Raw genomic sequence first — 22,737 nt, 5'->3', positions numbered from 1 at the left:
TGTGATCGCTACGGATATATGCAGTTGCAGATATATTGCGACCCATGCACGCCCCGATCCACTGCGCAGCCCCAACACGGCGCAAGCGCTGCATGACAAGACAAAAACGAATAAAAACAACCCCTAGGGAGAGTGACCATGAAGATCAAAACCACCCTGACCGCCGCCCTTCTGGCCGCGACCACCTGTGCCGCCAACGCGGCCTGGGCCGAAGAAGTCACCCTGCGGGGGGTGTCGGCCTTTGCGCTTGGCACCACGTTCTCGCGCGATTTCGAAGCCTTCGTGAACTGGATCAACGACACCGGCGAAGGGATCGTCCAGATCGACTTGATCGGCGGGCCGGAGGCGGTGCCTCCCTTCGAGCTTGGCAATGCCGTGCAATCGGGCGTGGTCGATATCGCCAACAACACCTCGGCCTTCTACACCAACCTCGTGCCTGCGGGCGATGCGCTGCACCTGGCGCAAAACAGCATTCAGGACCAGCGCGCCAACGGATGTTTCGAGGTCGTGGACCGCATCCACCAGGACCAGATGAACGTCAAGTTTCTGGCCCGCACGGGCGACAACATGCCTTTTCACCTGTATCTGACCAAACCGATCGATACGCCGGACCTTACCGGGCTGACGATCCGCACGACGCCGGTCTACCGCGCGATGTTCTCCAAACTGGGGGCCACACTGGTGCGCACCGCCCCGGGCGAGGTCTACTCCGCGCTCGAAAACGGGTCGATCGACGGGTATGGCTGGCCAAGCCAGGGCGTGCTTGACCTCGGCTGGCACGAACAGACGAAATACCGGGTCGATCCCGGTTTCTACCAGGTCGATGTGAACTTCCTCGTCAATCTGGATGTCTGGAACGATCTGGACGACGCACAACGCGCCAAGCTGGAGGAAGGTGCCGCATGGATCGAGGCGCAGAACGCCGAGAACATCGCGCGCAACGAGGCCGAATTCGCGGCGCAGGCCGACGCCGGGATCGAAACCATCACCTTTGACGGCGATGCGGGGCAGACCTGGCTTGCGACTGCGCAGGCCGAAGGTTGGGCCGCCGTGGCGGAGGTTGACGCCGCATTGGCCGAAGAGCTCAAGTCCTGCCTGACGACAGACTGACACATCGGACGGGACAGGCATGATGATGCTGACACGGACATTCGACCTGCTCTTGTGGGGGCTGGCGATGATTTCGGCGGGGCTGTTGGCGGCGATCGCGGTTGCGATTGCCGCCAACGTCGCGCTGCGCAGTCTTGGCCTGCCGGTGCTGTATGGCACGCTGGACGCCATCGAATACGCATTGCTGATCGCGACTTTCATGGGCGCGCCCTGGGTTCTGGCGCTGGATGCGCACGTCAAGGTTGACCTGATGACGCAATCGGTCGGTCCACGCGCCCGGCGCGTGCTGCATGTCGCGACCAATCTGGTGGGGGCGGTCTCGGCGCTGGTGCTGGCGTGGTTCGGCGCGCAGGCGATGCTTGCGTCGATCGCGCGTGGTGCGATGATCCGCACCTCCTTTACCTTTCCCGAATGGTGGACGCTGACGGTGGTGCCGCTGTCGATGCTTCTGTGTGCCGTGATCTTCCTGCGCAAGGCCCTGCGGCCTGGCCCGGCCGCGCCCACACTTACCGGACTTTAAGGATGTAACGATGGATTGGGTGGTTTCACTCTCGCTTATGCTGGGGGCCTTGGGCGTCCTGCTGCTCATGGGCCTGCCGGTCGCCTTCGCCTTTATCGCCGTCACGACGGTGGGGGCCTACACGGTGCTGGGCGGCGACCGAGGCGTTCTGCAACTGGCGCGCAATTCGGCGCAGTCCATCGCCAATTTCCAACTCGCGCCGATCCCGCTGTTCATCCTCATGGGGGAGCTGCTGTTCCAGACGGGTGTCGCCCACCGGGCGATAGACGCGATCGAGCGGGTGGTGACGCGCATCCCCGGCCGCATGTCGGTGGTCACGATCTTCGGCGGCACGATCTTCGCGGCCCTGTCCGGTTCGACCATCGCCAATACCGCCATGCTCGGCTCAACCCTGCTGCCGGGGATGCTGAAACGCGGTTATCACCCGTCGATGGCGATGGGGCCGATCATGGCCTCGGGGGCCATCGCGATGCTGATCCCGCCCTCGGCCCTTGCGGTGCTGGTGGGCAGCCTTGCGGGCATTTCGATCTCGGGCCTTCTGATCGCGGGGGTGATCCCGGCCCTGATGCTGGCGGTGTTGTTCGTCGTCTATGTCGTCGGTCGCAGCCTGCTGGACCCAGCCGTCGCCCCGCCCGAGGATCTGCGCCAGATGAGCCTGCGCGAGCGCTGGACGCCTTTCGTGATCTATGTGCTGCCGTTGTCGGTGCTCTTTGCCGTCGTGATCGGCAGCTTGCTGGCCGGGTTGGCCACACCGACCGAAAGCGCGGCACTGGGCTCGGTCACGGCACTGTTGATCGGTGCGGGCTACCGCGCGCTCAGCCTTGAGAAGATCGCCCGCGCACTGGTCGAAACGCTGAAACTGTCGGTGATGATCCTGTTCATCATCGCCGCCAGCCAGACCTTTGCGCAAGTGCTGTCCTTTTCCGGCGCGACCGGCGGTTTGATCCGGGCGATCAACGCCGTGGACCCCACGCCGCTGATGGTGCTGCTGGGCATGATCGCCATCCTGCTGTTTCTGGGCTGCTTCATCGATCAGGTGTCGATGCTGATGGTCACGGTGCCGGTCTTCGTGCCGCTGGCCGATGCCATGGGGATCAACGATCTCGTGCTTGGCGTCGTGTACCTGCTCACGATGGAGATCGGTTTGCTGACGCCACCCTTCGGCCTGCTGCTCTTTGTGATGCGCGGCGTCGCGCCGCCTGACATCGGCATGCGGCAGATCTATGCCGCGGTGATGCCGTTTCTGCTGATCAAGCTGTTCGTTCTGGCGATGATCGTCTGGCAGCCGGCGCTTGGCACCTGGCTGCCGGGGCTGATGGCACGTTAGACAAGCCCCCGGTCGCGCGCGCCCGCGCGGACCCCATGTGCAACCCCCGGCGCCGCGGGATCTGGCCAATTGCGGCCCGTCGTTGTCCCCCAGCGGATCGCCCCGTCCGGGGCCGTTATTGCGACCCGACCGCAAAGACCGCCACGGATCTGGAAAACCCATCGAAATCCACGGCCCCCAGGGACTCGCATGGGTGTTCGGGGCCCACGGCGGCGCGTGTCGCGTCATCGATCAGGATCGGGCGGGATACCCGTTTCGTGTGCTGTTCAAGCCGCGATGCAAGGTTCACCTTGTCGCCGATGCAAGTATAGGTGGCCCGCTGCTTGGTTCCGGCGAACCCGGCGACGACCTCGCCTGTCGCGATGCCGATGCCCAGCCGGATTTCCGGTTTCGCCGCCGCGGCCTGCTCAAGATTGAACTGCTCGACGATCGCCAGCATGTCCTGCGCCGCGGCCACGGCGCTGGCCGCCGGGTTTTCTAGCGGTTTCGGGGCACCGAACAAGACCATCAAACCGTCGCCGATCATCAGCGTGACGATCCCGCTGTGGTGGTCGATCGCCTCGAACATCAGGGTGTAATAGATGTTGAGCAGTTCGATCGTGTCTTCGGGCGACTGGCGTTCGGATATGGCCGTGAAACCCCGGATGTCGCAAAACAGGATCGTGGCATGTACCCGCCGCCCGCCCAACCTGAAGCCGGTTTTCTGCAGATCCTGCACGACCTCGTTGGTGGCAAAGCGTTTCAGCAGGGTGGCTTGCTCGTCCCTCAGGCGCTTTTTCTCGAGACTGGAGGACAGGCGCGCCTTGAGAAGAACGGGATTGACCGGTTTGGGCAGATAGTCGTCCGCCCCCAGATCGATGCAGCGCACGATGTTGTCCACACCTTCGACAGAGGAGGTCACGATGACCGGCAGGTCCTGCAAGGCGGGCGCCAGCTTGATGGCTTCGAGCACTTCGAAGCCGTCCATCTCGGGCATCTCGATATCCAGAAGCATCAGATCGAACCGGCGCTCGCGCAGCATGTCCATCGCGGCGCGTCCGTTTTCGGCCATGCTCGCCCTGTACCCCAAAAGCTCGACACTGCGCGCCAACAGCAGGCGATTGACCCGGTTGTCATCGACGATCAGCAGATCCGCGCCGGCCTCAGTCATGGTGCAAGCCCTCCAGCGCTGCGGCCGCGCGCGAAAATTCGGCATCCACCCTGTCGAGCAGGGCAAGAACCTGCGGCGTGGCTTGCGCGCCCGCGGTCAGTTCCAGATCTCTGGCGGGGGCCGCCAGAGCATGTGCGCCAAAGACGTTTGCATTCGACTTGAGCGAATGCGCGGCACGGCGGAACCCGTCTGGGTCCCCGGCCTGCAACGCCCGGCGCAACTCTGCGATCATGCCCGGCGCTTCGTCCAGAAATGTCGTGACCAGTTCCCCGACAAAGTCAGCGCCCGCGGCCTGCCTGAGGTCATCGTAGACGCGCAGATCGATCGGTGCCTGTGTCATGCCGTGTTCCTTGTGCGGATTGGCACTTGTCCAAGCGCCTCGATCAGTTTCGGAACCCGAATGGGTTTGGCGATATAGTCGTCCATGCCCGCCGCTAGACACATCTCGCGGTCGCCCTGCATGGCGTTGGCGGTCATGGCGATGATCCGGGGGCGCGCGTCGGCGGGCCTGTCCGCGGTGATGCGCCGCGACGCCTCCAGCCCGTCCATTTCGGGCATCTGGACGTCCATCAACACCACGTCGTAGGTTTGGCGTTCGATGCTTTCCAGCGCCTCCAGCCCGTTGCTGGCCAGATCGGCGCGATAGCCCATCTGTTCGAGAAGTCGCAGGGCCAGTTTCTGGTTCACCAGGTTGTCTTCGGCCAGCAGGATGCGCAGCGGATGGCGTCTTGCCAGGTCGGTGTCGGTCTGCGTCTCCGCCGGCGATGGCGCTGCGGGCCTCTGCGCGGCCATTGGGGCAAAGACCGACACCAGCGTGTCGAACAACTGCGATTGCCGCAGCGGCTTGGCCAGAGCGGCCGTGAAAAGACCGCTGCCCGTTTCTTCGTCGCGTCGCCCGAGAGAGCTGAACAGGATCAGCGGCAGCGATGGGTTGATCTTGCGGATTTCAACGGCAAGGGCGTGGCCGTCCATTTCGGGCATGTGCATGTCGAGGATCGCCAGATCGAAGGTGGCACCGTCCTTGAGCCACGCCAAGGCCTCGATTGCGGAGCCGGTTTCGCGGGTGTGCGTACCCCATTTGCCGGTCTGCAGCTTCAGTATCTTGCGATTGGTGTCATTGTCATCCACCACGAGGATGCGCTTGCCGCGCAATTCCGCCTGTTCCCCGACCAGATCGCGGGCCCGCGCCTGCGGCAGGTCGGACACGTCGGCGCGGATGGTGAAGCTGAAGGTCGAGCCCGTGCCCGGGCCCCGGCTTGCGGCCGTCATCGTGCCCCCCATCAGTTCGGCCAGACGTTTGGAGATCGCGAGCCCCAACCCGGTCCCGCCGTATTTCCGCGTGGTCGAACTGTCCGCCTGGCTGAACGACTGGAACAGGCGTTTCATGCCATCGGGCGACAGTCCGATTCCCGTGTCGCGCACCGAAAACGCAAGGTCCAATCCGCCCTCTGGCGCCGGCGTTGCGGAAATGGACAGCACGACCTCGCCCTGCTCGGTGAACTTCACCGCGTTCGATAGAAGGTTCAGCAATATCTGCCGCAACCGCGTCAAATCCGTGTTGATCGCGGCGGGCACGCTGTCGTCATAGACATAGGCGAGATCCAGGTGTTTTTCCGCCGCGCGGGTGCTGACCAGGTCGAGGGCGGATTCAACACACTCGCGCAGATCGAATGGCTGATGTTCGATATCCATCTGACCGGCTTCGATCTTGGAGAAGTCGAGGATCTCGTTGATGATGCCCAGCAAGGCGTCGCTGCTGGTGCGGATGGTTTGCGCATAATCAAGCTGTTCGGGGTCCAGCGGCGTATCCATCAACAAGCCGCTCATCCCGATGACGGCGTTCATCGGCGTGCGGATTTCATGGCTCATGGTCGCAAGGAACGCGCTTTTCGCCTCGTTGGCCTTTTCGGCGGCGGCGCGGGCGTCCTGCGCCTGTTGAAACAGGCGCACGTTTTCAATCGCGATGACGGCCTGATCGCAAAACGAATGGGCCAGTTCGATTTCATCTGTCGAAAACGCGCGTGTGTATTCCGTGCGCGAGAAGATCAGAACGCCGACGCACTCGGCGTCGCGCAAAAGCGGCAGGTAAAGGCAGGACTTGAGCTTGAATTTTTCACCGGTTTTTGTTTCATGCTCCGGAAGCGCCGCCTTGGACCAGTCAGGGATATGGATCATCTGCCGGTTGGCAAAGACCTGCGACGGAAAATTCTTGCTCGGCTCTATCCTGACCCTGTCGGAACTCAGGGCGTCAAGCTGCCCGTCCTCCACCGAAAATCCCGCCGACGGGACGAAGTGATCGCCGTCGCGCACCAGCACGACGACACCGTCGCACCGCACGAGGCGGACCCCGGCCTCGGCAATCGCGTAGAACACCGGCGTCGCATCATGCTGCGCACCGCTGATCACCCCCAGGATGTCCGCGCTTGCGGTCTGACGCACCAAAGCGGTCTGGGTTTCGTTGAACAGACGTGCGTTTCCGATCGCGATCATCGCCTGATCGCAAAACGATCGGGCAATATCGATTTCCTCTTGGGTGAATCCGCCCTTGGTCTGGCGCGTGAAGCCCAGACAACCGTAGCAGTCGGTTCCGCGCGCAAGCGGGAACGTCAGCGACGACATGATCCCGCTGTTCAGGTGAACCTCCCGGCTTTTCGGATCGAGGTCCGCCGACGTCCAGTCCGGCACATGCAGCATCTGCCTTGACGACATGACCCTGGCCGGGGGGCTGTGGTCGTGGCCCAGCGGATGGCGGGTTTGCGAGAAATCTGTCCTCAGTCCTTCTTGGGTCGCCACGGCGACTTGCCACCATGCGGTTTCGTCCCTGGTGGCGGCCACGGCCATGTCGCAGGACATCAGATCGACCGCAGCTTGCACGATTTTCTCGAACACGGGCGTCACATCGTTCGGGGATTCACTGATCACGCGCAACACGTCGGCGCTTGCGGTCTGGCGCGAAAGCGATCTTTGCGTTTCGTTGAACAACCGCGCGTTCTGGATCGCGATCACGGCCTGGTCGGCAAAGCCCTGCATGATGCGCAGTTCCTTGTCGGTAAAGGGTTCGGCGGATCGTGCCACGCCAACAACGCCGATCGACCTGCCCTCCCAGACCATCGGCGCGAAGGCGACCGAGTGATAGCTGGCGATCCGCGCCATTTTCCGCAGCACGCGCGGGGTGTCGGGATTGTTGGCGCAGTCGGCATAATTCGCGACCTTCCGGCTGCGGATCGCTTCGCCTGCGGGTGTGATCTCCCATGGGGCGGGAAAGGTCTCGAGCAACTCCTTCTCGTGTCTGCCCAAATAGGCCGCAACCTGCAACAGGCCCTGATCGTCGATCACGAGCACGTCCAGTTCTTCGCCGCCAAACAGGTGCTGGCAGCTTTCGAGGATCTTTTCGAACACCGGCTGGGTGTCTTCGACCGAGCGGCTGATGACGCTGAGTATCTCGGACGCGGCTTTCTGCTGCTCGAGCGCCTCTGTCACCTCGGCGGTGCGGCGCTGCACCTCGTCGAACAGGCGCGCGTTGCTGATGGCGATCACCGCCTGCGCCGCAAAGGTTTCGACCAGCGCGATCTGCTTTGCCGCGAAGGCACGTGGCTGCCCGTGAGCAAGTGAGATGACCCCCACCGTGATCCCGTCCTTGATCAGCGGAACGCCAAGCGTCGACTGGAACCCGCCACGGCGCGCGGCCTCTTTCCATTCATAGCTGTCGTCGTTGATCGTGTCTTCGATATAGACCGTTTGACCCAGCAGCGCCGCGCGCCCGGTGCAGGTGCCATGCACGGGCTCCATCGGGTGCGCCTGAAGATAGGCGAAGAATTCGGCGTCCACGTTCAACGATGTCACCATGTGGTAACGGCCATCGGCGGGGTCCAGCAGCGCCACATAGGCGTATTGCGGCTGGCAGATGCGCGCCGCGACCGCCAGAATGGCGTCCAGCACCGGCATCAACTCGTTTGGCGACCGCGAGATCACGTCGAGCACCTCGGACGTCGCCGTCTGGTATCTCAACGCCTCCTGCGTCTCTGTGAACAGCCGCGTGTTTTCGAGGGCAATCATCGCCTGGTCACGAAAGGACCGAGCCAGCGCGATCTCGGCTTCCGTAAAGGCGCGGGCGGTCTTTTGCGTCAGCGACAACAACCCGACGCAGGTCTTGCCGCGCATCAAGGGCAGGTACAGCGCCGCGTTGATGCCGAACTGCTGCCGTCGATGTTCCTCGTGCCTGGGCAGGTCGGCGACCGACCAGTCCGGCAGATGCAGCATCGTCTTGGAGAGGATGGCGCGCGAGGGGAAGTTCAGGCTGGCGTCCAGCACGAACTTGGGTGTGCCCTGGGGTGTCCGCAGAGCTGTGGTGCGGCTGATCGTGTCGATCACGGCCGCCGTATTCAACTCGCCACCGGTCGTCGCACTTGCCGCCAGCCAATAAAACGTCCCGTCCGTCAGGTGAACGAGCGCCTTGTCGCAGCCCAAGAGCACCGCGGCCGTCTTGACGATGACGTCGAACACCGGTTGCACGTCCGTCGGCGAACTGCTGATGACGCGCAGGATCTCCGATGTCGCGGTCTGCCGCGCGAGCGCCTGCTGCACTTCGCGGAACTGGCGCGCGTTCTCGATGGCGATGACCGCCTGCGCGGCAAAGGATTCGACCAGCGCGATCTCGTCTGCCGTGAACGGATCAACCTCCCTGCGACTGAGTGAGATGTTTCCAAAGGCCACGCCGCGTTTCACCAAGGGCACGTTGAGATGCGTGCGCACCCCTTCCACATCCACCAGTGCAACCCGGCCCGGATGTCCCTCCCGGTAGAGATCCGTGTCTTTCATATCCTCGATCTGCACGACCCGCGCGTCTCTGACCGCGATGCACATGCCCAAGGGCTCGTTCAAATCAAAGGTGAATCCGACCGGGAAAGACCCGTGATCCTCCCCCTTGAACTCCATCATCCTGAGATGCGTGCCCGCCTCGTTGACCAGTTGCAGGCCGCTGCCCTGCGCCCGGCACAACCGCTCGGCCCGGTCCAGAATGGCCCGAAAGACTGGGGTTTCATCCTCGTGGCTCTGGCTGATGACCGACAGGATTTCCTTTGTCGCCGCCTCCCGCTCCAGACGGGTCTGGACCTCGCGGAACTGGCGCACGTTCTCGATGGCGATGACCGCCTGCGCGGCAAAGGTTTCGACAAGGGCGATTTCGGTATCCGTGAACGGGTCCACGTCGTGGCGAAACAGGGTGATCAGGCCAATCGCGGCACTGTCCTTGATCAACGGCACAAACAGCACGCTGCGGATGCCGGACGTGTCCACCATGGGCCGCACGATGGGGCTTCCGGCCTTGTAAAGATCGCTTTGGCCCATGTCGTCAAACGCAATGAGCTTGCCTTCGACGATACATTTGGCGGAGTAGGACAGAGTGGGATCGACCTTCATCTGGCCGGTTTCGAACAACGCGATCACTTCGGGAAAGATGCCCACCTGCGCGGCCAGCGTCAGCGCGTCATCCTGCGCCGTGGCGAGGACCAGGCCCGCCATCGGCGCGTTGCAGATCTCCTGTGCCTTTTCGAGGATCGCGCGGAACACCGGCGCCTCGTCGTTCTGGGTCCGGCTGATGACCTTGAGCACATCCGACGTTGCCGCCTCGCGCTTCAGGCGGTTCTGGATCTCGCGGACCTGGCGCGCGTTGTCCAGGGCGATGACAGCCTGTGCCGCGAAGGTTTCGACCAATGCGATCTGATCGTCGGTAAAGGGCTTCACCTCGCGCCGGTACAAGGCGATGTTGCCAAGGCAGATATCGCCCTTCATCAACGGCACGGCCAAGAAAGTCCGGACGCCTTCAAGGTCCACAACCTTGGTGCGGACGGCGTCGCCCTCGCCATAGAGCCGCGTCGCGGCGAGATCGTCGACCTGCACGACCCTGCCCTCGCGCATCGAGGTGGATGTGGAAATGGGGCTGTCCAGTTGCCAGACCGTCCTGCCCACCGCAAGATGCCGCAGCTTGTCGCCCCAATGGGCAGCCATCAGCGCGTGTTTGCGATCGTCCTGAACGATGTTGAGGCTGGCCATCGGCGCACCGCACAGGGTGGCCGCGTGTCCGAGTATGGCGTCGAATACGCGGCTGATATCGTCCTGCGTCGTGTTGATCGCCTGCAGGATGTCTGCCGCCGCCTTGGCCTGTGCGCGCTGGTCCGCCAAGTCCGCCTCGAGCGCGCGGATCCTGTCGTGCAGTGCCTTGTCTGTTTGAGGAATGTCGGAAGCCATATAGCGCGCCCCTCGCGGCAGTTGAAATGCACCATGAAAACCGAAGCCGAAAACCAATCTCAAAACGCTATGGTTTTTCCGGTTCGTTGTACAGTCGGCAGGGCGCGGCATCGACCCGAGGGACGTGACCGGTCGTCAGGGCGGACCGACGACGCGCATCTTTCGCCGAAGCGGCCTGATCCGCTTTATAGGGGGGTGCCGGGGCCGCGCTTGCCTTGCGACTGGCGCAGTGTCAGCGGCGGGCCGATGGCAACGCCTTTTGCATCATCACGATCGTAGGCCGCGATCCGTGCCACCGACGGTCGCGCTGATCGCCATCAGGTCAAACAGAAAGGGAATGGTGGGTGATAAGAGATTTGAACTCCTGACATCTTCGATGTGAACGAAGCGCTCTACCACTGAGCTAATCACCCGTGGGGTGCGACCTACCCAATTCGACGCCGCCTTGCAAGAGGGGTCGCGCCAAAAATTGCGCCGCTCGCGCCCTACTCCGCCGCGTCCGGCAGCTTGGCCTGAGACGGCGCGCTCTGACGGACCTTGACGACCATCGCGCGGCCGTTCGGCATCGTCTTTTCGCGTTTGATCTTGAACTTGCCGAAGGGTGGCAGCACGAGTTCGCGGTTCTCGGCCAGCGCCTCGCCCAATTCGGCCAGCATCGCCTCGACCACGGGCTTGGCGTCTTTCTTCTTGATGCCCGAGCGTTCGACGACGCGGTCGATCAGTTCTTTCTTGCGCAGGATCGGGCCCAGAACGACGGTTTCAGCCGAATTGACGACCGAAGGCGCGGTGGGATTGGCCGGGGTGGCCGTGCTGGCCGTCACCGGCGCGGGGGCTGTTGTCGCCGCTCCCGTGCCGGCGGTCGATTTGGCGGGTTTTGCGCGCGGTGCCGACTTGGGCGCCGATGTTGCGGCAGGTTTGCGCGTCTTGCCGGCGGCTGCGGCTTTGGGGGGTGTTGATCTGCTCATGCTCGCCTCGTTGGACTGATTTTTTTGCTTATGCGCCGAGCATAGGCACAAAATTCACGAAAAACCAGTCCGATGCGGCACCGGGTGCCCCTGCCCCGCCTGCACACGAAAAACGGCGCGTCCGTTGGCCGGGCGCGCCGCGTGTTTCATGGCCTGTCGGCAACCGGTCAGTGCGCGGTGGCCGCGTCGTTCGTTCCCGACTTTGACTGCAGCGCCGCCGCCGCGGCCTCCTCGGCCTCCTGATCCCATTCGATGGGCTCGGGCTTGCGCACCAACGCGCGCTCCAGCACTTCGGATACGTGGCTGACGGGAATGATGTTCAACCCTTCCTTCACGTTGTCGGGAATCTCCGGCAAGTCCTTTTCGTTCTCCGCCGGGATCAGCACGGTGGTGATACCCCCGCGCAGGGCCGCAAGCAGCTTTTCCTTGAGCCCGCCGATGGGCATCGCGTTGCCGCGCAACGATACCTCGCCCGTCATGGCGATGTCGCGCCGCACCGGGATCTGCGTCAGAACCGACACGATCGATGTCACCATCGCCAAACCGGCGCTTGGGCCATCCTTGGGCGTCGCACCGTCGGGCACGTGCACGTGGATGTCGATCTTGTCGAACTGCGGCGGCTTCACGCCGATCTTGGGGCTGATCGACCGCACATAGCTTGACGCGGCATCGATGCTTTCCTTCATCACGTCACCCAGCTTGCCGGTGGTCTTCATCCGGCCCTTGCCCGGCAGGCGCAGCGCCTCGATCGACAACAGCTCGCCACCCACCGACGTATAGGCCAGCCCGGTGACGACACCGATCTGATCCTCCTGCTCGGCCAGCCCGTAGCGGTGCTTGCGCACGCCCAGAAACTCGTGAAGGTTGTCGGGCGTCACCTTGACGCTGGTCGCTTCCTTCTTGACGATCCTGGTCAGCGCCTTGCGCGCCACCTTGGCGATTTCGCGCTCCAGGTTCCGCACACCGGCTTCGCGGGTATAGTAGCGGATGATGTCGGTCAGCGCCTCATCCGTCAGTTCGAATTCCTTGGCTTTCAGGCCGTGGTTCTTGAACTGCTTCGCGATCAGGTGCTGCTTGGCGATCTCGCGCTTTTCATCTTCCGTGTAACCCGCGAGCGGAATGATCTCCATCCGGTCGAGAAGCGGCCCAGGCATGTTGTAGCTGTTCGACGTCGTCAGGAACATCACGTTCGACAGGTCGTATTCGACCTCCAGGTAGTGATCCACAAAGGTGGAGTTCTGTTCCGGATCGAGCACCTCGAGCATGGCCGACGCCGGGTCGCCCCGGAAATCCTGCCCCATCTTGTCGATTTCATCGAGCAGGATCAGCGGGTTCGTCGTCTTGGCCTTTTTCAGCGCCTGGATGATCTTGCCGGGCATCGAACCGATGTAGGTCCGGCGGTGGCCGCGAATCTCGCTTTCGTCGCGCACGCCGCCAAGGCTGATGCGGATGAATTCGCGACCCGTCGCCTTGGCGACCGATTTGCCAAGCGATGTCTTGCCCACGCCGGGCGGGCCGACAAGGCACATGATCGGGCCCTTCATCTTGGAGGACCGCTGCTGCACGGCAAGGTATTCGACGATACGCTCCTTGACCTTTTCGAGGCCATAGTGATCGTCGTCCAGCACCTTCTGCGCCCGGCCCAGGTCTTTCTTGACGCGGGTTTTCTTGCCCCACGGGATCGACAGCATCCAGTCGAGATAGTTGCGAACCACCGTCGCCTCGGCGCTCATCGGGCTCATGTTCTTGAGCTTTTTGAGCTCTGCATCCGCCTTGTCGCGCGCTTCCTTGCTCAGCTTGGTCTCGGCGATCTTGGCCTCAAGTTCGGCCACTTCGTTCTTGCCGTCCTCGCCGTCGCCCAGTTCCTGCTGAATGGCCTTCATCTGCTCGTTCAGGTAGTATTCGCGCTGGGTGCGCTCCATCTGGCTCTTGACGCGGGTCTTGATCTTCTTCTCGACCTGCAGCACCGACATCTCGCCCTGCATCAGGCCATAGACCTTCTCAAGCCGCTCGCTCACGCTCAGCGTCTCCAGCAGGTCCTGCTTCTGCTCGACCTCGATGCCCAGGTGGCCGGCGACCAGATCGGCCAGCTTGGCCGGCTCGGTCGACTCGCTCACGGCGGCAAGGGCTTCTTCGGGGACGTTCTTCTTGACCTTGGCATAGCGCGCGAATTCGTCCGCCACCGACCGCAACAGCGCCTCGGTGGTGGCCAGATCGCCCGGCATTTCGGTCAGGTACTCTGCCCGCGCCTCGAAGAAATTGTCGTTTTCAAGGTATTCGGTGATGCGCACCCGTGCCTGCCCCTCGACCAGCACCTTGACGGTGCCATCGGGCAATTTCAGCAATTGCAGCACGTTGGCCAGCACACCGGCCTTGTAGATCCCGTCGGAATCGGGGTCATCCACACCCGGGTCGATCTGGCTCGACAGCAGGATCTGCTTGTCGTCGGCCATCACCTCCTCGAGGGCGCGCACGGATTTGTCGCGGCCGACGAACAGCGGCACGATCATGTGCGGAAACACCACGATATCGCGCAGCGGAAGCACGGGGTAGGATGCGTTGAGGGGGTCTTGCATGCTCATTCCTTATCTTGGCAAAACGGCGCCGGTCCCTTGCATAAGGCAACTCCTGGCCGTCTCCGGTTCTGGAAGAATAAAGTGGGGGCGACCCGGCGAAATTCAACCTTCCGTTTTCTATGTGGATCTCACAATGGCCAAGCCATCCGCCAAGTACAAGGCGGGAGTCGTGCCACGACACAGTTCATTCCAATCGCGGGCCCCGCGTTCGATACCAGCGCGGCATGAACAGCGCCTTAACCGCGCGCTGCCCACCCGGCATGAAAAAAATCGCCCGGTCGGACCCTGTCGCACATGGTACACGAGCCTTGGCCGATCTCCAAATCACACTGGCAAAAGGCTTTTTCAAAGTGGCTCGATATCACCCGCGGCGCGGTCGGCGTGGAAATCCGCCTGCCAGCCGTCGAAACTGCCCGCGCCGATTGCCGCGCGCATCCCCGCCATCAGGTCCTGGTAGTAGTGCAGGTTGTGCCATGTCAGCAGCATGCCGCTGATCATTTCCTTGGCGCGGAACACGTGGTGCAGATAGGCGCGCGAGTAATTGGAGCACGCGGGACAGCCGCAGGCTTCGTCCAGCGGGCGCGGATCATCCTGGTGACGCGCGTTCTTGATATTGACCACGCCGTGCCGCGTGAACGCCTGGCCCGTGCGCCCCGACCGCGAAGGCAGCACGCAATCCATCATGTCGATCCCGCGCGCCGCCGCGCCCACGATGTCGTCGGGCTTGCCCACCCCCATCAGATAGCGCGGCTTGTCGCGCGGCAGCATGTCGGGGGCATAGTCCAGCACGCCGAACATCGCCTCCTGCCCCTCGCCCACGGCCAGGCCGCCCACCGCGTAGCCGTCGAACCCGATCCCGGTCAGCGCCTCGGCGCTCTGCGCGCGCAAATCGCGGGTGACGCCGCCCTGCTGGATCCCGAAGAGGGCATGGCCCGGACGGTCGCCAAAGGCATCCCTGGACCGTGCCGCCCACCGCATCGACAATTCCATGCTGCGCGCCACCTCCGCTTCGCTTGCGGGCAAGGCCGGGCACTCGTCGAAACACATCACGATATCGCTGCCCAGAAGCCGCTGGATCTCCATCGACCGCTCGGGCGTCAGGTCGTGCCTGGACCCGTCGATATGGCTTTTGAAGGTCACGCCGCGTTCGGTCAGCTTGCGCAGGCCCGCAAGGCTCATCACCTGGAACCCGCCGCTGTCGGTCAGAATGGGTTTGTGCCAGTTCATGAATTTGTGCAGCCCGCCCAACCGGTCGATCCGCTCCGCCGTGGGGCGCAGCATCAGGTGGTAGGTGTTGCCCAGAACGATATCCGCACCGGTCGCGGCGACGCTTTCGGGCATCATCGCCTTGACCGTCGCGGCCGTGCCGACGGGCATGAAGGCCGGGGTGCGGATATCGCCGCGCGGCGTGTGGATCACGCCGGAGCGCGCGCGCCCGTCCGTGGCCCCGAGATCAAAGGAAAACTGCGTCATGCGCGCCGCTATAGTGTCAGCCGGACAGCAAGGCAATCCATCGCCGCGCCAACCTCTCGACCCTGGCGCGGACTTGACTTTGACAGGTTCGCGGGGAATGCCTGAGATCGGGTTTGCAAGGTGGGGCATCGGCATGATCGACGGGCGACAGGTCAGGCAGCGGTTTCAGGGCCTGATGGCGCTGGCCGCGCAGGTGGCGGTGGCACTGCTGTTCCAGACCGCGATGGCGGCGGCACAGGAGCCCTATTTCACGACCGACAGCCTGAACACCGGCCTGCCCGCGCGCCCCGGCACGGTCGATCTGTCCACCCCGATGAGCACGGTGGAAAGTTTCCTGCACCACGCGCGCCAATCGGATTTCGCGGCGGCGGCGCAGGCCCTGGACCTGACCGATATCGACGTCGGCGATCAGGCCGCACGGGGCGCGCGGCTGGCCGAGCAGTTGTTCGTCGTCATGGACCGCAAGGTCGTCATCCCCTGGGACAGCCTGTCGGACCGGCCCGACGGCTGGCTGGCGGGCCCGTCGGACACCGACGCCACGGGCCGCGCGCGCCGGTCCATCCGGCTGGACCTTCTGGATCTGGGCGATCACGGCGTGCCGCTGCGGGTCAACCGCGTCAAGCCCGGCGATGCGCCGCCGGTCTGGTTGTTCTCGCGCCAGAGCGTCGACAACGTGCCCGCCCTCTTTGCCCGCTACGGGCCCACCCGGCTGGAACAATCGCTGCCCGCCTGGGCGCGCAACCGCGCGTTCTGGGGCATGTACCTGTGGGAGGTTCTTTTCGTGCCGCTGATGCTGGCGGCGGCGGTGGCGCTGGCGGTCGCGGTGCATGGCATTGTCAGCCGCGCGGGGCGCCACGCCACGTCGCGTTGGAGCAGATCGCTGGTCCGGGCGATGAAATGGCCCGCGACGCTGGCGGCCACGACGGTCTTTGTCGGCTACAGCACCCGCAACGTCCTGGTGGTGTCGGGCGTGGTCGACAGCATCGTCAGCCCGCTGGTGGTGATCGGCTACGTGGCGGCGGCGACGCTGGCCGTGGTGCTGGTGATCGACGAGATTTTCGACCGCATCAGCGCCACCAACCCCAACGATCTGGCAGAGCCGGAAAACATTCACCTGCGCAACATCGCGACGACCGTTTCGGCGGCGCGCAAGTTCGTGATCGTGATCGCGCTGCTGCTGGGCAGCGGCATCGTGCTCAGCTCGGCCAACACGTTCCAGTCGCTTGGCCTGTCGCTGCTGGCCTCGGCGGGGGCCCTGACCATCATCCTCGGCTTTGCCGCCCGCGAGGTGCTGGGCAATATCCTCGCCTCGGTGCAGATCGCGTTGAACCGCTCCGCACGGATCGGCGATCAGCTGATCTTCGAAGGGCATTTCTGCACGGTGGAGCGGATTCACTTCACCTACGTCCAGCTGCTGATCTGGAACGGCAACCGCTTTGTCGTGCCGGTCAGTTATTTCGTCAAGGACGCCTTTGAAAACTGGTCCATCGAGGACGTGCGGATGATCCGGCCCATCGTGCTGACACTGGCCCAGACCGCCGACACAGAGGCGCTGCGCAAGGTTTTCCTTCAGATCATCGAAACCGAGGACGGCGAGGACACCGGCCCGCTGGACAAGGCGGATGTGCGCGTGGTCGGCCACGACGTCTTTGGCCAGAAGGTGCGCTTTGAACTGCCCACCGCAAACCCCGCGACGGGATGGGACATCGAATGCAAGATGCGCGAACGCCTGATCGAAGAAGCCCGCCGGATCGAGGAGGACACCGGGCGGCGGATGCTGCCCGAAACCGATCGGCGGCATCTGCCCGACACGTGACGCCCACGCGCCGATAGACCTTGAGATCGCGCCATCAGCGCGCTAGGTGCACGTCTTCATGCCATCCAGAGAGGAGTCGTGCCGTCATGGACAAGCTGACATTCGGTTGGGAAGAGTGGATTTCACTGCCCGAACTGGGATTGCCCGCGCTCAAGGCCAAGGTGGACACCGGCGCGCGCACCTCTGCGCTGCACGCCAGCGACATCGAGGTCTTCGGCTCCTCCGCCAAGCCCAAGGTCCGTTTTCTGGTGCACCCCATCGCCGGGCGCGAGGACATCACGATCGCCTGTTCCGCACCGATCATCGACCGGCGCGAAGTCACCTCCTCCAACGGCGAGGCGGAACTGCGCTATGTCATCTCAAGCGCGCTCGACGTGGGCGGGCACAGCTGGCCCATCGACGTGACGCTGACCAACCGCGCGGGCATGACCAGCCGGATGCTGCTGGGGCGACAGGCGCTCAATGACCACATCTCGATCTCGCCCACCGAAAAGCGGCTTCAGCCCGAACTCAGCTATGACGTCTATCACACGCCCGTGGTCCGGCGGCGCGCGCCCGAACGCGCCCTGCGCATCGCCGTGCTCAGCCGCGAGGCGCATAACTATTCGACCAAACGCCTGGTCGAAGTCGGCGAGGCGCGCGGCCACACGGTCGAGGTGATCGACACCACGCGCTGCTACATGGCGATCAATTCGATGGCGCCGGAAGTGCATTACGACGGCAAGCGGCTGCCCCGCTACGACGCGGTGATCCCGCGCATCGGCGCATCGGTCACACCCTATGGCTGCGCCGTGATCCGCCAGTTCGAAACCATCGGCACCTATTGCGTCAACGGCAGCGCGGGCATCACCGCCAGCCGCGACAAGCTGCACGCACACCAGGTGCTGGCCTCCAAGAAGATCGGCATGCCCACCACGGCCTTCGCCGCCAGCCCCAAGGACACCAGCAACCTGATGGCGCTGGTCGGAACCGCGCCCTTGATCGTAAAACTGCTGGAATCGACACAAGGCAAGGGCGTCGTGCTGGCCGAGACGAAAAAGGCGGCGGAATCGGTGATCGACGCCTTTCGCGGGCTCAAGGCGAACTTCCTGGTGCAGGATTTCGTCAAGGAAGCGGCGGGCGAGGACATCCGTTGCCTGGTGATCGCGAACAAGGTTGTCGCGGCGATGAAACGGACCGGGGCCGAGGGCGACTTTCGCTCGAACCTGCACCGGGGCGGATCGGCGCAGGTCGTGCGCATCACCAAGGCCGAGCGCGACACCGCCCTGCGTGCCGCCCGCGCCTTTGGCCTGGGCAAGGCGGGGGTCGACCTGCTTCGGTCCTCGGACGGGCCAAAGGTGCTTGAGGTCAATTCCTCTCCCGGTTTCGAGGGGATCGAAAAGGCCACCGGCAAGGATATCGTCGGCAAGCTGTACGACGAGATCGAGGCCCGCGTGAAACCGCAGCCGGTGCGGCGGCGCCGCGCGGGCTAGGCCGCGACCTGCGCCTTGAGCGCCCAGGCCCGCGCCGGCAGACGCACCGCGCCATGTTCGCCCACTTCGGTCTCGAGCCGGGTTTTCAATGCCATCCGCTGATCGCGCGTGAGGCTGTCGCAATAGCCCGGCGCCGCGCCGTCACCATGCCGGAAACCCGCCCAGAAATCGTTGAAATCCGAAAACTCCGTGGTGGTCTCGATCGCGGTTGCCTCGGCCTCCAGCCCGGCCTGGGCGCAAAGGCGCAGCAACCCCGACTGGCTGCACTGGCCATAGCGCACCGCCTCGTCGAGGATATCCGCCGCCGGGTCCAGCAGGGACGCGGTTGACCAGAAGGCGTCGATCATGCCCATGCCGCCGCCCGCGTAGTCCCAGACATAAAAGGACACCGTTCCGCCGGGCCGCACCGCGCGGGCCATCGCCTTGAGCGCCGCCACCGGGTCCGCCACATCGTTCAACACCAACCCCGCCGTCGCCACATCCGCCGTCCCTGTCTGCACCGGAAGGTCGGGGGCCGCGGCCACCCGGAACTCCGCGCAACTGTCGGGGATACGGGTCGAGGCGCAGGCCACGAATTCCGCCATAGGGTCCACCGCCATGAGCGACGCGGGCGCGCACCGGCTGACGACCTCCTGGGTCAAGGCGCCGGTCCCGCATCCGACCTCAAGCCAATGCGCACCCACGGGCACATCCAGCCAGTCCACGAAACTTTGCGCGATCAGCCGGCTCCAGCGCCCCATGTAGGCATCATACGCGGCGGCGGCGGTCCATGTGTCAAAGGTGGCATGCTGGTTCATCAGTCGCTCCTCCCCAGGGCTGAATTTCAACCGACAATAGCAGATTCGAGGCACCTTCGCGTCCCGCATGGCGAGGAGTCGCCCGAAGCGACCGACCGCCCTCGCGCCGCAATGCGGCATTGAACCGGACCCGACGACCCCGTCAGATGAATTATCGCGGCAAGGATGCGGCTTATCCTGTGGATAATTTTCCGCGCGCCAGATTGCAGCGCAGCATCGGGATCGGCGCGAAATGGCCTATGCCGGCAAATGGCGGCCCCGCGCGGGGCGCGGATCGCATCGCCGGGGTGGCGAATGCGCGCGTTGGGCGAGCTGTGCGGCGCCCACGGTCACAGCTTGCCACATGTGCGTTTACCCGCCCCCCTAGACGCCCCGGCACATAAAACCTATATAAATGCTCAGGAACAAAGCCAGAGGCCCGAATGACCCATTCCCCCGAACCGCTCGAAGGGGCGCCGTTGATTGCGCCTTCGTCCACCGACCACCCCCTCTACGAACAGGTGGTCGAAGCGTGCCGTACGGTCTATGACCCTGAAATTCCGGTAAATATCTATGAATTGGGTCTGATCTACACCATCGACATCACCCCGGAGAACGAAGTCAGGATCATCATGTCGCTGACCGCTCCGGGCTGCCCCGTGGCGGGTGAAATGCCCGGTTGGGTCGCCGACGCGGTCGAGCCGATCGCCGGGGTGAAACAGGTCGATGTGGATCTTACCTGGGAGCCGCCCTGGGGCATGGACATGATGTCGGACGAGGCGCGGCTGGAACTGGGGTTCATGTGACTGCGGCGGGTGCGGCGCGGAGTGCTGCCAGCCGCGATGCCTGCCCGGACACCTGCACGGGCGGCGGGCTTTTGGCGGGCCGCGTGTCTTGCGCAACCGTGGTTTGACCTTGGCCCTTCCGGTCCCCGGCGGGCACGGTTCGATCATGGCCTGACCAACCCCTTGTGACCGCTGCCTCGTGCATGCACCCGCTTTTTGACGTGCCCCCCTTGAGAGCCCGCCGCCGGGCAATTAGATTGGCGGTATAAGGAGAACGCCCATGTTCGGTATCCCCGGTAAACAAGCTGTCACCCTCACCCCCAAGGCGGCCGCGCAAGTGGCCAAACTAATGCAGTCCGCGGGTCATGCGGGGCTGCGGATCGGCGTGAAGAAGGGCGGTTGCGCCGGCATGGAATACACGATGGAATACGTCACCGACGCGGATCCGAACGACGAGGTCGTGGAACAGGATGGCGCGCGGGTGATGATCGCGCCGATGGCGCAGATGTTCCTTTTCGGAACGCAGATCGACTATGAAACATCGCTGCTGGAATCCGGGTTCAAGTTCAACAACCCCAACGTGACCGAAGCCTGCGGATGCGGTGAATCGATCAAGTTCGGCTGACGCGCCGGGCGCATGTGCGCCACCCGGCCCGCCAGATGACCGTCAGCCCGTTTTCAGGTGTACATAGGTTTCGCTGAACCGGCGCTGCAGGTGATCGCCCGCGCGGATCTCCTCGCCCGACCCCATGCGCGCCACGTTCGTGTCCACGTTGGGATTGAAGAACAACGGCACGGAAATCCGCTCGGCGTCGGTGCCGATCACGCGGTGCGGAGTAGCGCGCACACGCCCGCCCGTCCACATCTCCATCATTTCACCAAAGTTGATGACGAATTCGCCCGGCGGGGCGCTGACGGGGATCCACCCGCCGCCACGCGTGCGTACCTCCAGCCCCGGCGATCCATCCATCGCCAACAGCGTCAGACAGCCATAATCGGTGTGGGTTGCGATCCCGAAATCGCGGTCCGTCGCCCAAGCGGGGCGCGCGGGATAGAAATTGCCGCGCAGCAGCGCCATCGGCGTGTCAAAGGCTTGGTCGAAATGGTCGCGCGGCGCACCGATGGCCCCCGCGATGCCGCGCAGCACATCCATCGCCACGGCGCAGGCGTCGGTGTAATAGGCCCCGATGATCGCGGCGAACCGCGCCGGCTCGTCGGGCCACAGGTTGGGCGCATAGACCGGCAGGGCGCTGCGCGGATCATCACGCGGCACCTGGAACCCGCAATCGAAATACTGCTTGTAGTCGGGATTGACCTGCGGATCGACCTGTTCCGACCCGGCGCGCCCCCAGCCCCGGTTGGCGCCGGTCGCGGCCATGTCCACGGCGCGTTTTTGCGCCTCGTCCAGATGAAAGAAAGCGCGGTAGGTTTCGATCGCCTGCTCTACCCGCGCGCCGGACAGCGCCGTGCCGTGCACGGTGAAAAACCCGACCCCGGTCGCGGCCTCGGCCAGTTGCGCCAGCGTGGCGGGGTCTTGGGCGGCTATCGCGGCGGCGTCCAGTCGGGGGATCATATCAAGGGTCTTTCTGACAGGTCGATGCCGCCTATCTGGGCGCTGGCGGCTTCGGCGTCAACATGGTCCGCGCCGATAGACGCAGCGGCGGCCCGGTGCTAGGACAGGTCACAGACCACATCGAAGACAACCCTGGGGACACTCATGCGGCGCAAACTGGCAGCAGGCAACTGGAAGATGAACGGCACCCGCGCGGATCTGTCCGTGTTGGGCGATCTGGCGGGCGCGGCCACCGAAGACGGCCCCGAGGTGTTGATCTGTCCGCCGGCCACCCTGCTCCACCCGGCCGCGACGCAGGCCCTGGGCACAGGTATCGTGATTGGTGCGCAGACCTGCCACGAGGCCGCGTCGGGTGCCTATACCGGCGATATCTCGGCGCCGATGGTTGCCGACGCGGGCGCGACGCATGTCATCCTCGGCCATTCGGAACGGCGCGAGGGCTACGGCGAGACGAACGCGGATGTGGCCAACAAGGTCCGGGCGGCCTGGGCGGCGGATCTGACCGCGATCGTCTGTGTCGGCGAAAGCCTGGAGGACCGCGAGGGCGGCACCGCGCTGGCTGTCATCTCGGAGCAACTGGCCTATTCGCTGCCCAACGGCGCCACCGGTCAGCGCCTTGTGGTCGCCTATGAACCGATCTGGGCCATCGGCACCGGCAAGGTGCCAAGCACCGCCCAGATCGCCGAGGTGCACGATGCCCTGCGCGCCCAGCTTGGCGACAGGTTCGGCGCGGCGACCGGTGCCGCGGTGCGGCTGCTCTATGGCGGATCGGTCAAACCCGACAACGCCGCCGAGATCTTTGCCACGTCGAACGTGGACGGCGCGCTGGTCGGCGGCGCCAGCCTGACGGCGGCGGATTTCACACCGATCATAGCGGCCCTGGCGCGCGCCTGACCCGCCCTATGGGCACAAGATCTGCCTGCGCCGGGGCGCATGCAAAAAAGCGAC

At 64.2% G+C, this 22,737-nt stretch carries 16 protein-coding genes and 1 tRNA gene; 8 read left to right on the top strand and 9 right to left on the bottom strand.

Annotated elements, in window-relative coordinates:
- The first annotated feature begins 138 nt into the window (after window positions 1-138).
- Genes dctP through FDT80_RS02000 form a run of 3 tightly spaced genes read left to right on the top strand, consistent with a single transcriptional unit; the run spans window position 139 to window position 2,957 of the window.
- Window positions 139-1,110, top strand: a complete 972-nt coding sequence (gene dctP, locus FDT80_RS02010; protein WP_138660565.1) for a TRAP transporter substrate-binding protein DctP — start codon at window positions 139-141, stop codon at window positions 1,108-1,110.
- A gap of 19 nt (window positions 1,111-1,129) precedes the next feature.
- Window positions 1,130-1,630, top strand: coding sequence for a TRAP transporter small permease (locus tag FDT80_RS02005; RefSeq protein ID WP_138660564.1), 501 nt, complete (start codon window positions 1,130-1,132; stop codon window positions 1,628-1,630).
- Between the two features lie 10 nt (window positions 1,631-1,640).
- Complete coding sequence (locus FDT80_RS02000) at window positions 1,641-2,957, top strand: TRAP transporter large permease (RefSeq protein WP_138660563.1); 1,317 nt, start codon at window positions 1,641-1,643, stop codon at window positions 2,955-2,957.
- 115 nt (window positions 2,958-3,072) lie between these two features.
- Here FDT80_RS02000 and FDT80_RS01995 read toward each other — a convergent pair whose 3' ends face one another.
- From FDT80_RS01995 to tgt, 7 genes are all read right to left on the bottom strand, one after another.
- Complete coding sequence (locus FDT80_RS01995) at window positions 3,073-4,107, bottom strand: adenylate/guanylate cyclase domain-containing protein (protein WP_138660562.1); 1,035 nt, start codon at window positions 4,105-4,107, stop codon at window positions 3,073-3,075.
- A complete protein-coding gene (locus tag FDT80_RS01990; protein WP_138660561.1) occupies window positions 4,100-4,447 on the bottom strand; it encodes an Hpt domain-containing protein in 348 nt (115 codons plus the stop codon). The genes FDT80_RS01995 and FDT80_RS01990 overlap by 8 nt, the downstream gene beginning before the upstream one ends.
- Window positions 4,444-10,353, bottom strand: coding sequence for a GAF domain-containing protein (locus FDT80_RS01985; protein ID WP_170311762.1), 5,910 nt, complete (start codon window positions 10,351-10,353; stop codon window positions 4,444-4,446). The genes FDT80_RS01990 and FDT80_RS01985 overlap by 4 nt, the downstream gene beginning before the upstream one ends.
- Window positions 10,354-10,691: 338 nt before the next feature.
- Window positions 10,692-10,766 (bottom strand) — tRNA-Val (locus FDT80_RS01980).
- Window positions 10,767-10,838: 72 nt separating this feature from the next.
- A complete protein-coding gene (locus tag FDT80_RS01975) occupies window positions 10,839-11,318 on the bottom strand; it encodes an HU family DNA-binding protein (RefSeq protein WP_138660559.1) in 480 nt (159 codons plus the stop codon).
- 167 nt (window positions 11,319-11,485) lie between these two features.
- Complete coding sequence (gene lon / locus FDT80_RS01970) at window positions 11,486-13,894, bottom strand: endopeptidase La (RefSeq protein WP_138660558.1); 2,409 nt, start codon at window positions 13,892-13,894, stop codon at window positions 11,486-11,488.
- A gap of 345 nt (window positions 13,895-14,239) precedes the next feature.
- Window positions 14,240-15,367 (bottom strand): tRNA guanosine(34) transglycosylase Tgt, encoded by a 1,128-nt coding sequence (gene tgt / locus FDT80_RS01965; RefSeq protein WP_138660557.1) that lies wholly within the window; start codon window positions 15,365-15,367, stop codon window positions 14,240-14,242.
- Between the two features lie 97 nt (window positions 15,368-15,464).
- Between tgt and FDT80_RS01960 the strand changes: the two genes are divergently transcribed.
- The gene (locus FDT80_RS01960) at window positions 15,465-17,183 is read left to right on the top strand and encodes a mechanosensitive ion channel family protein (protein WP_170311761.1); all 1,719 of its coding nucleotides are present in this window, start codon (window positions 15,465-15,467) and stop codon (window positions 17,181-17,183) included.
- A gap of 86 nt (window positions 17,184-17,269) precedes the next feature.
- Window positions 17,270-18,655 carry a 30S ribosomal protein S6--L-glutamate ligase gene (gene rimK, locus FDT80_RS01955; protein ID WP_138660555.1) on the top strand — a complete coding sequence of 462 codons (1,386 nt, stop codon included), beginning with the start codon at window positions 17,270-17,272 and terminating at the stop codon, window positions 18,653-18,655.
- Here the strand turns inward: rimK and FDT80_RS01950 are convergent.
- Window positions 18,652-19,452, bottom strand: a complete 801-nt coding sequence (locus FDT80_RS01950; protein WP_138660554.1) for a class I SAM-dependent methyltransferase — start codon at window positions 19,450-19,452, stop codon at window positions 18,652-18,654. The two genes, rimK and FDT80_RS01950, sit on opposite strands and share 4 nt — an antisense overlap.
- 422 nt (window positions 19,453-19,874) lie before the next feature.
- On the opposite strand from FDT80_RS01950, the gene FDT80_RS01945 reads away from it, so the two are divergent.
- A complete protein-coding gene (locus FDT80_RS01945) occupies window positions 19,875-20,237 on the top strand; it encodes an SUF system Fe-S cluster assembly protein (protein WP_138660553.1) in 363 nt (120 codons plus the stop codon).
- A 259-nt stretch (window positions 20,238-20,496) separates the two neighbouring features.
- On the top strand, window positions 20,497-20,841 hold the full coding sequence (locus FDT80_RS01940) for a HesB/IscA family protein (RefSeq protein ID WP_138660552.1): 345 nt from the start codon (window positions 20,497-20,499) through the stop codon (window positions 20,839-20,841).
- A 42-nt stretch (window positions 20,842-20,883) separates the two neighbouring features.
- Here FDT80_RS01940 and FDT80_RS01935 read toward each other — a convergent pair whose 3' ends face one another.
- Entirely contained in the window at window positions 20,884-21,789 is a 906-nt protein-coding gene (locus FDT80_RS01935; protein WP_138660551.1) for an isopenicillin N synthase family dioxygenase, read from the bottom strand.
- Between the two features lie 144 nt (window positions 21,790-21,933).
- Between FDT80_RS01935 and tpiA the strand changes: the two genes are divergently transcribed.
- Complete coding sequence (gene tpiA, locus FDT80_RS01930; protein WP_138660550.1) at window positions 21,934-22,683, top strand: triose-phosphate isomerase; 750 nt, start codon at window positions 21,934-21,936, stop codon at window positions 22,681-22,683.
- Window positions 22,684-22,737 lie beyond the last annotated feature (54 nt).

Source organism: Sulfitobacter sabulilitoris, from assembly GCF_005887615.1.
Classification (GTDB): Bacteria; Pseudomonadota; Alphaproteobacteria; order Rhodobacterales; family Rhodobacteraceae; genus Sulfitobacter_E; species Sulfitobacter_E sabulilitoris.
This window is presented reverse-complemented; position numbering and strand designations above follow the sequence as displayed.

Excerpts from the sequence above, each read along its gene's own strand:
- dctP (WP_138660565.1), top strand. The coding sequence starts at position 139 with ATGAAGATCAAAACCACCCTGACCGCCGCCCTTCTGGCCGCGACCACC.
- FDT80_RS02005 (WP_138660564.1), top strand. The coding sequence starts at position 1,130 with ATGATGATGCTGACACGGACATTCGACCTGCTCTTGTGGGGGCTGGCG.
- FDT80_RS02000 (WP_138660563.1), top strand. The coding sequence starts at position 1,641 with ATGGATTGGGTGGTTTCACTCTCGCTTATGCTGGGGGCCTTGGGCGTC.
- FDT80_RS01995 (WP_138660562.1), bottom strand. The coding sequence starts at position 4,107 with ATGACTGAGGCCGGCGCGGATCTGCTGATCGTCGATGACAACCGGGTC.
- FDT80_RS01990 (WP_138660561.1), bottom strand. The coding sequence starts at position 4,447 with ATGACACAGGCACCGATCGATCTGCGCGTCTACGATGACCTCAGGCAG.
- FDT80_RS01985 (WP_170311762.1), bottom strand. The coding sequence starts at position 10,353 with ATGGCTTCCGACATTCCTCAAACAGACAAGGCACTGCACGACAGGATC.
- FDT80_RS01975 (WP_138660559.1), bottom strand. The coding sequence starts at position 11,318 with ATGAGCAGATCAACACCCCCCAAAGCCGCAGCCGCCGGCAAGACGCGC.
- lon (WP_138660558.1), bottom strand. The coding sequence starts at position 13,894 with ATGCAAGACCCCCTCAACGCATCCTACCCCGTGCTTCCGCTGCGCGAT.
- tgt (WP_138660557.1), bottom strand. The coding sequence starts at position 15,367 with ATGACGCAGTTTTCCTTTGATCTCGGGGCCACGGACGGGCGCGCGCGC.
- FDT80_RS01960 (WP_170311761.1), top strand. The coding sequence starts at position 15,465 with ATGCCTGAGATCGGGTTTGCAAGGTGGGGCATCGGCATGATCGACGGG.
- rimK (WP_138660555.1), top strand. The coding sequence starts at position 17,270 with ATGGACAAGCTGACATTCGGTTGGGAAGAGTGGATTTCACTGCCCGAA.
- FDT80_RS01950 (WP_138660554.1), bottom strand. The coding sequence starts at position 19,452 with ATGAACCAGCATGCCACCTTTGACACATGGACCGCCGCCGCCGCGTAT.
- FDT80_RS01945 (WP_138660553.1), top strand. The coding sequence starts at position 19,875 with ATGACCCATTCCCCCGAACCGCTCGAAGGGGCGCCGTTGATTGCGCCT.
- FDT80_RS01940 (WP_138660552.1), top strand. The coding sequence starts at position 20,497 with ATGTTCGGTATCCCCGGTAAACAAGCTGTCACCCTCACCCCCAAGGCG.
- FDT80_RS01935 (WP_138660551.1), bottom strand. The coding sequence starts at position 21,789 with ATGATCCCCCGACTGGACGCCGCCGCGATAGCCGCCCAAGACCCCGCC.
- tpiA (WP_138660550.1), top strand. The coding sequence starts at position 21,934 with ATGCGGCGCAAACTGGCAGCAGGCAACTGGAAGATGAACGGCACCCGC.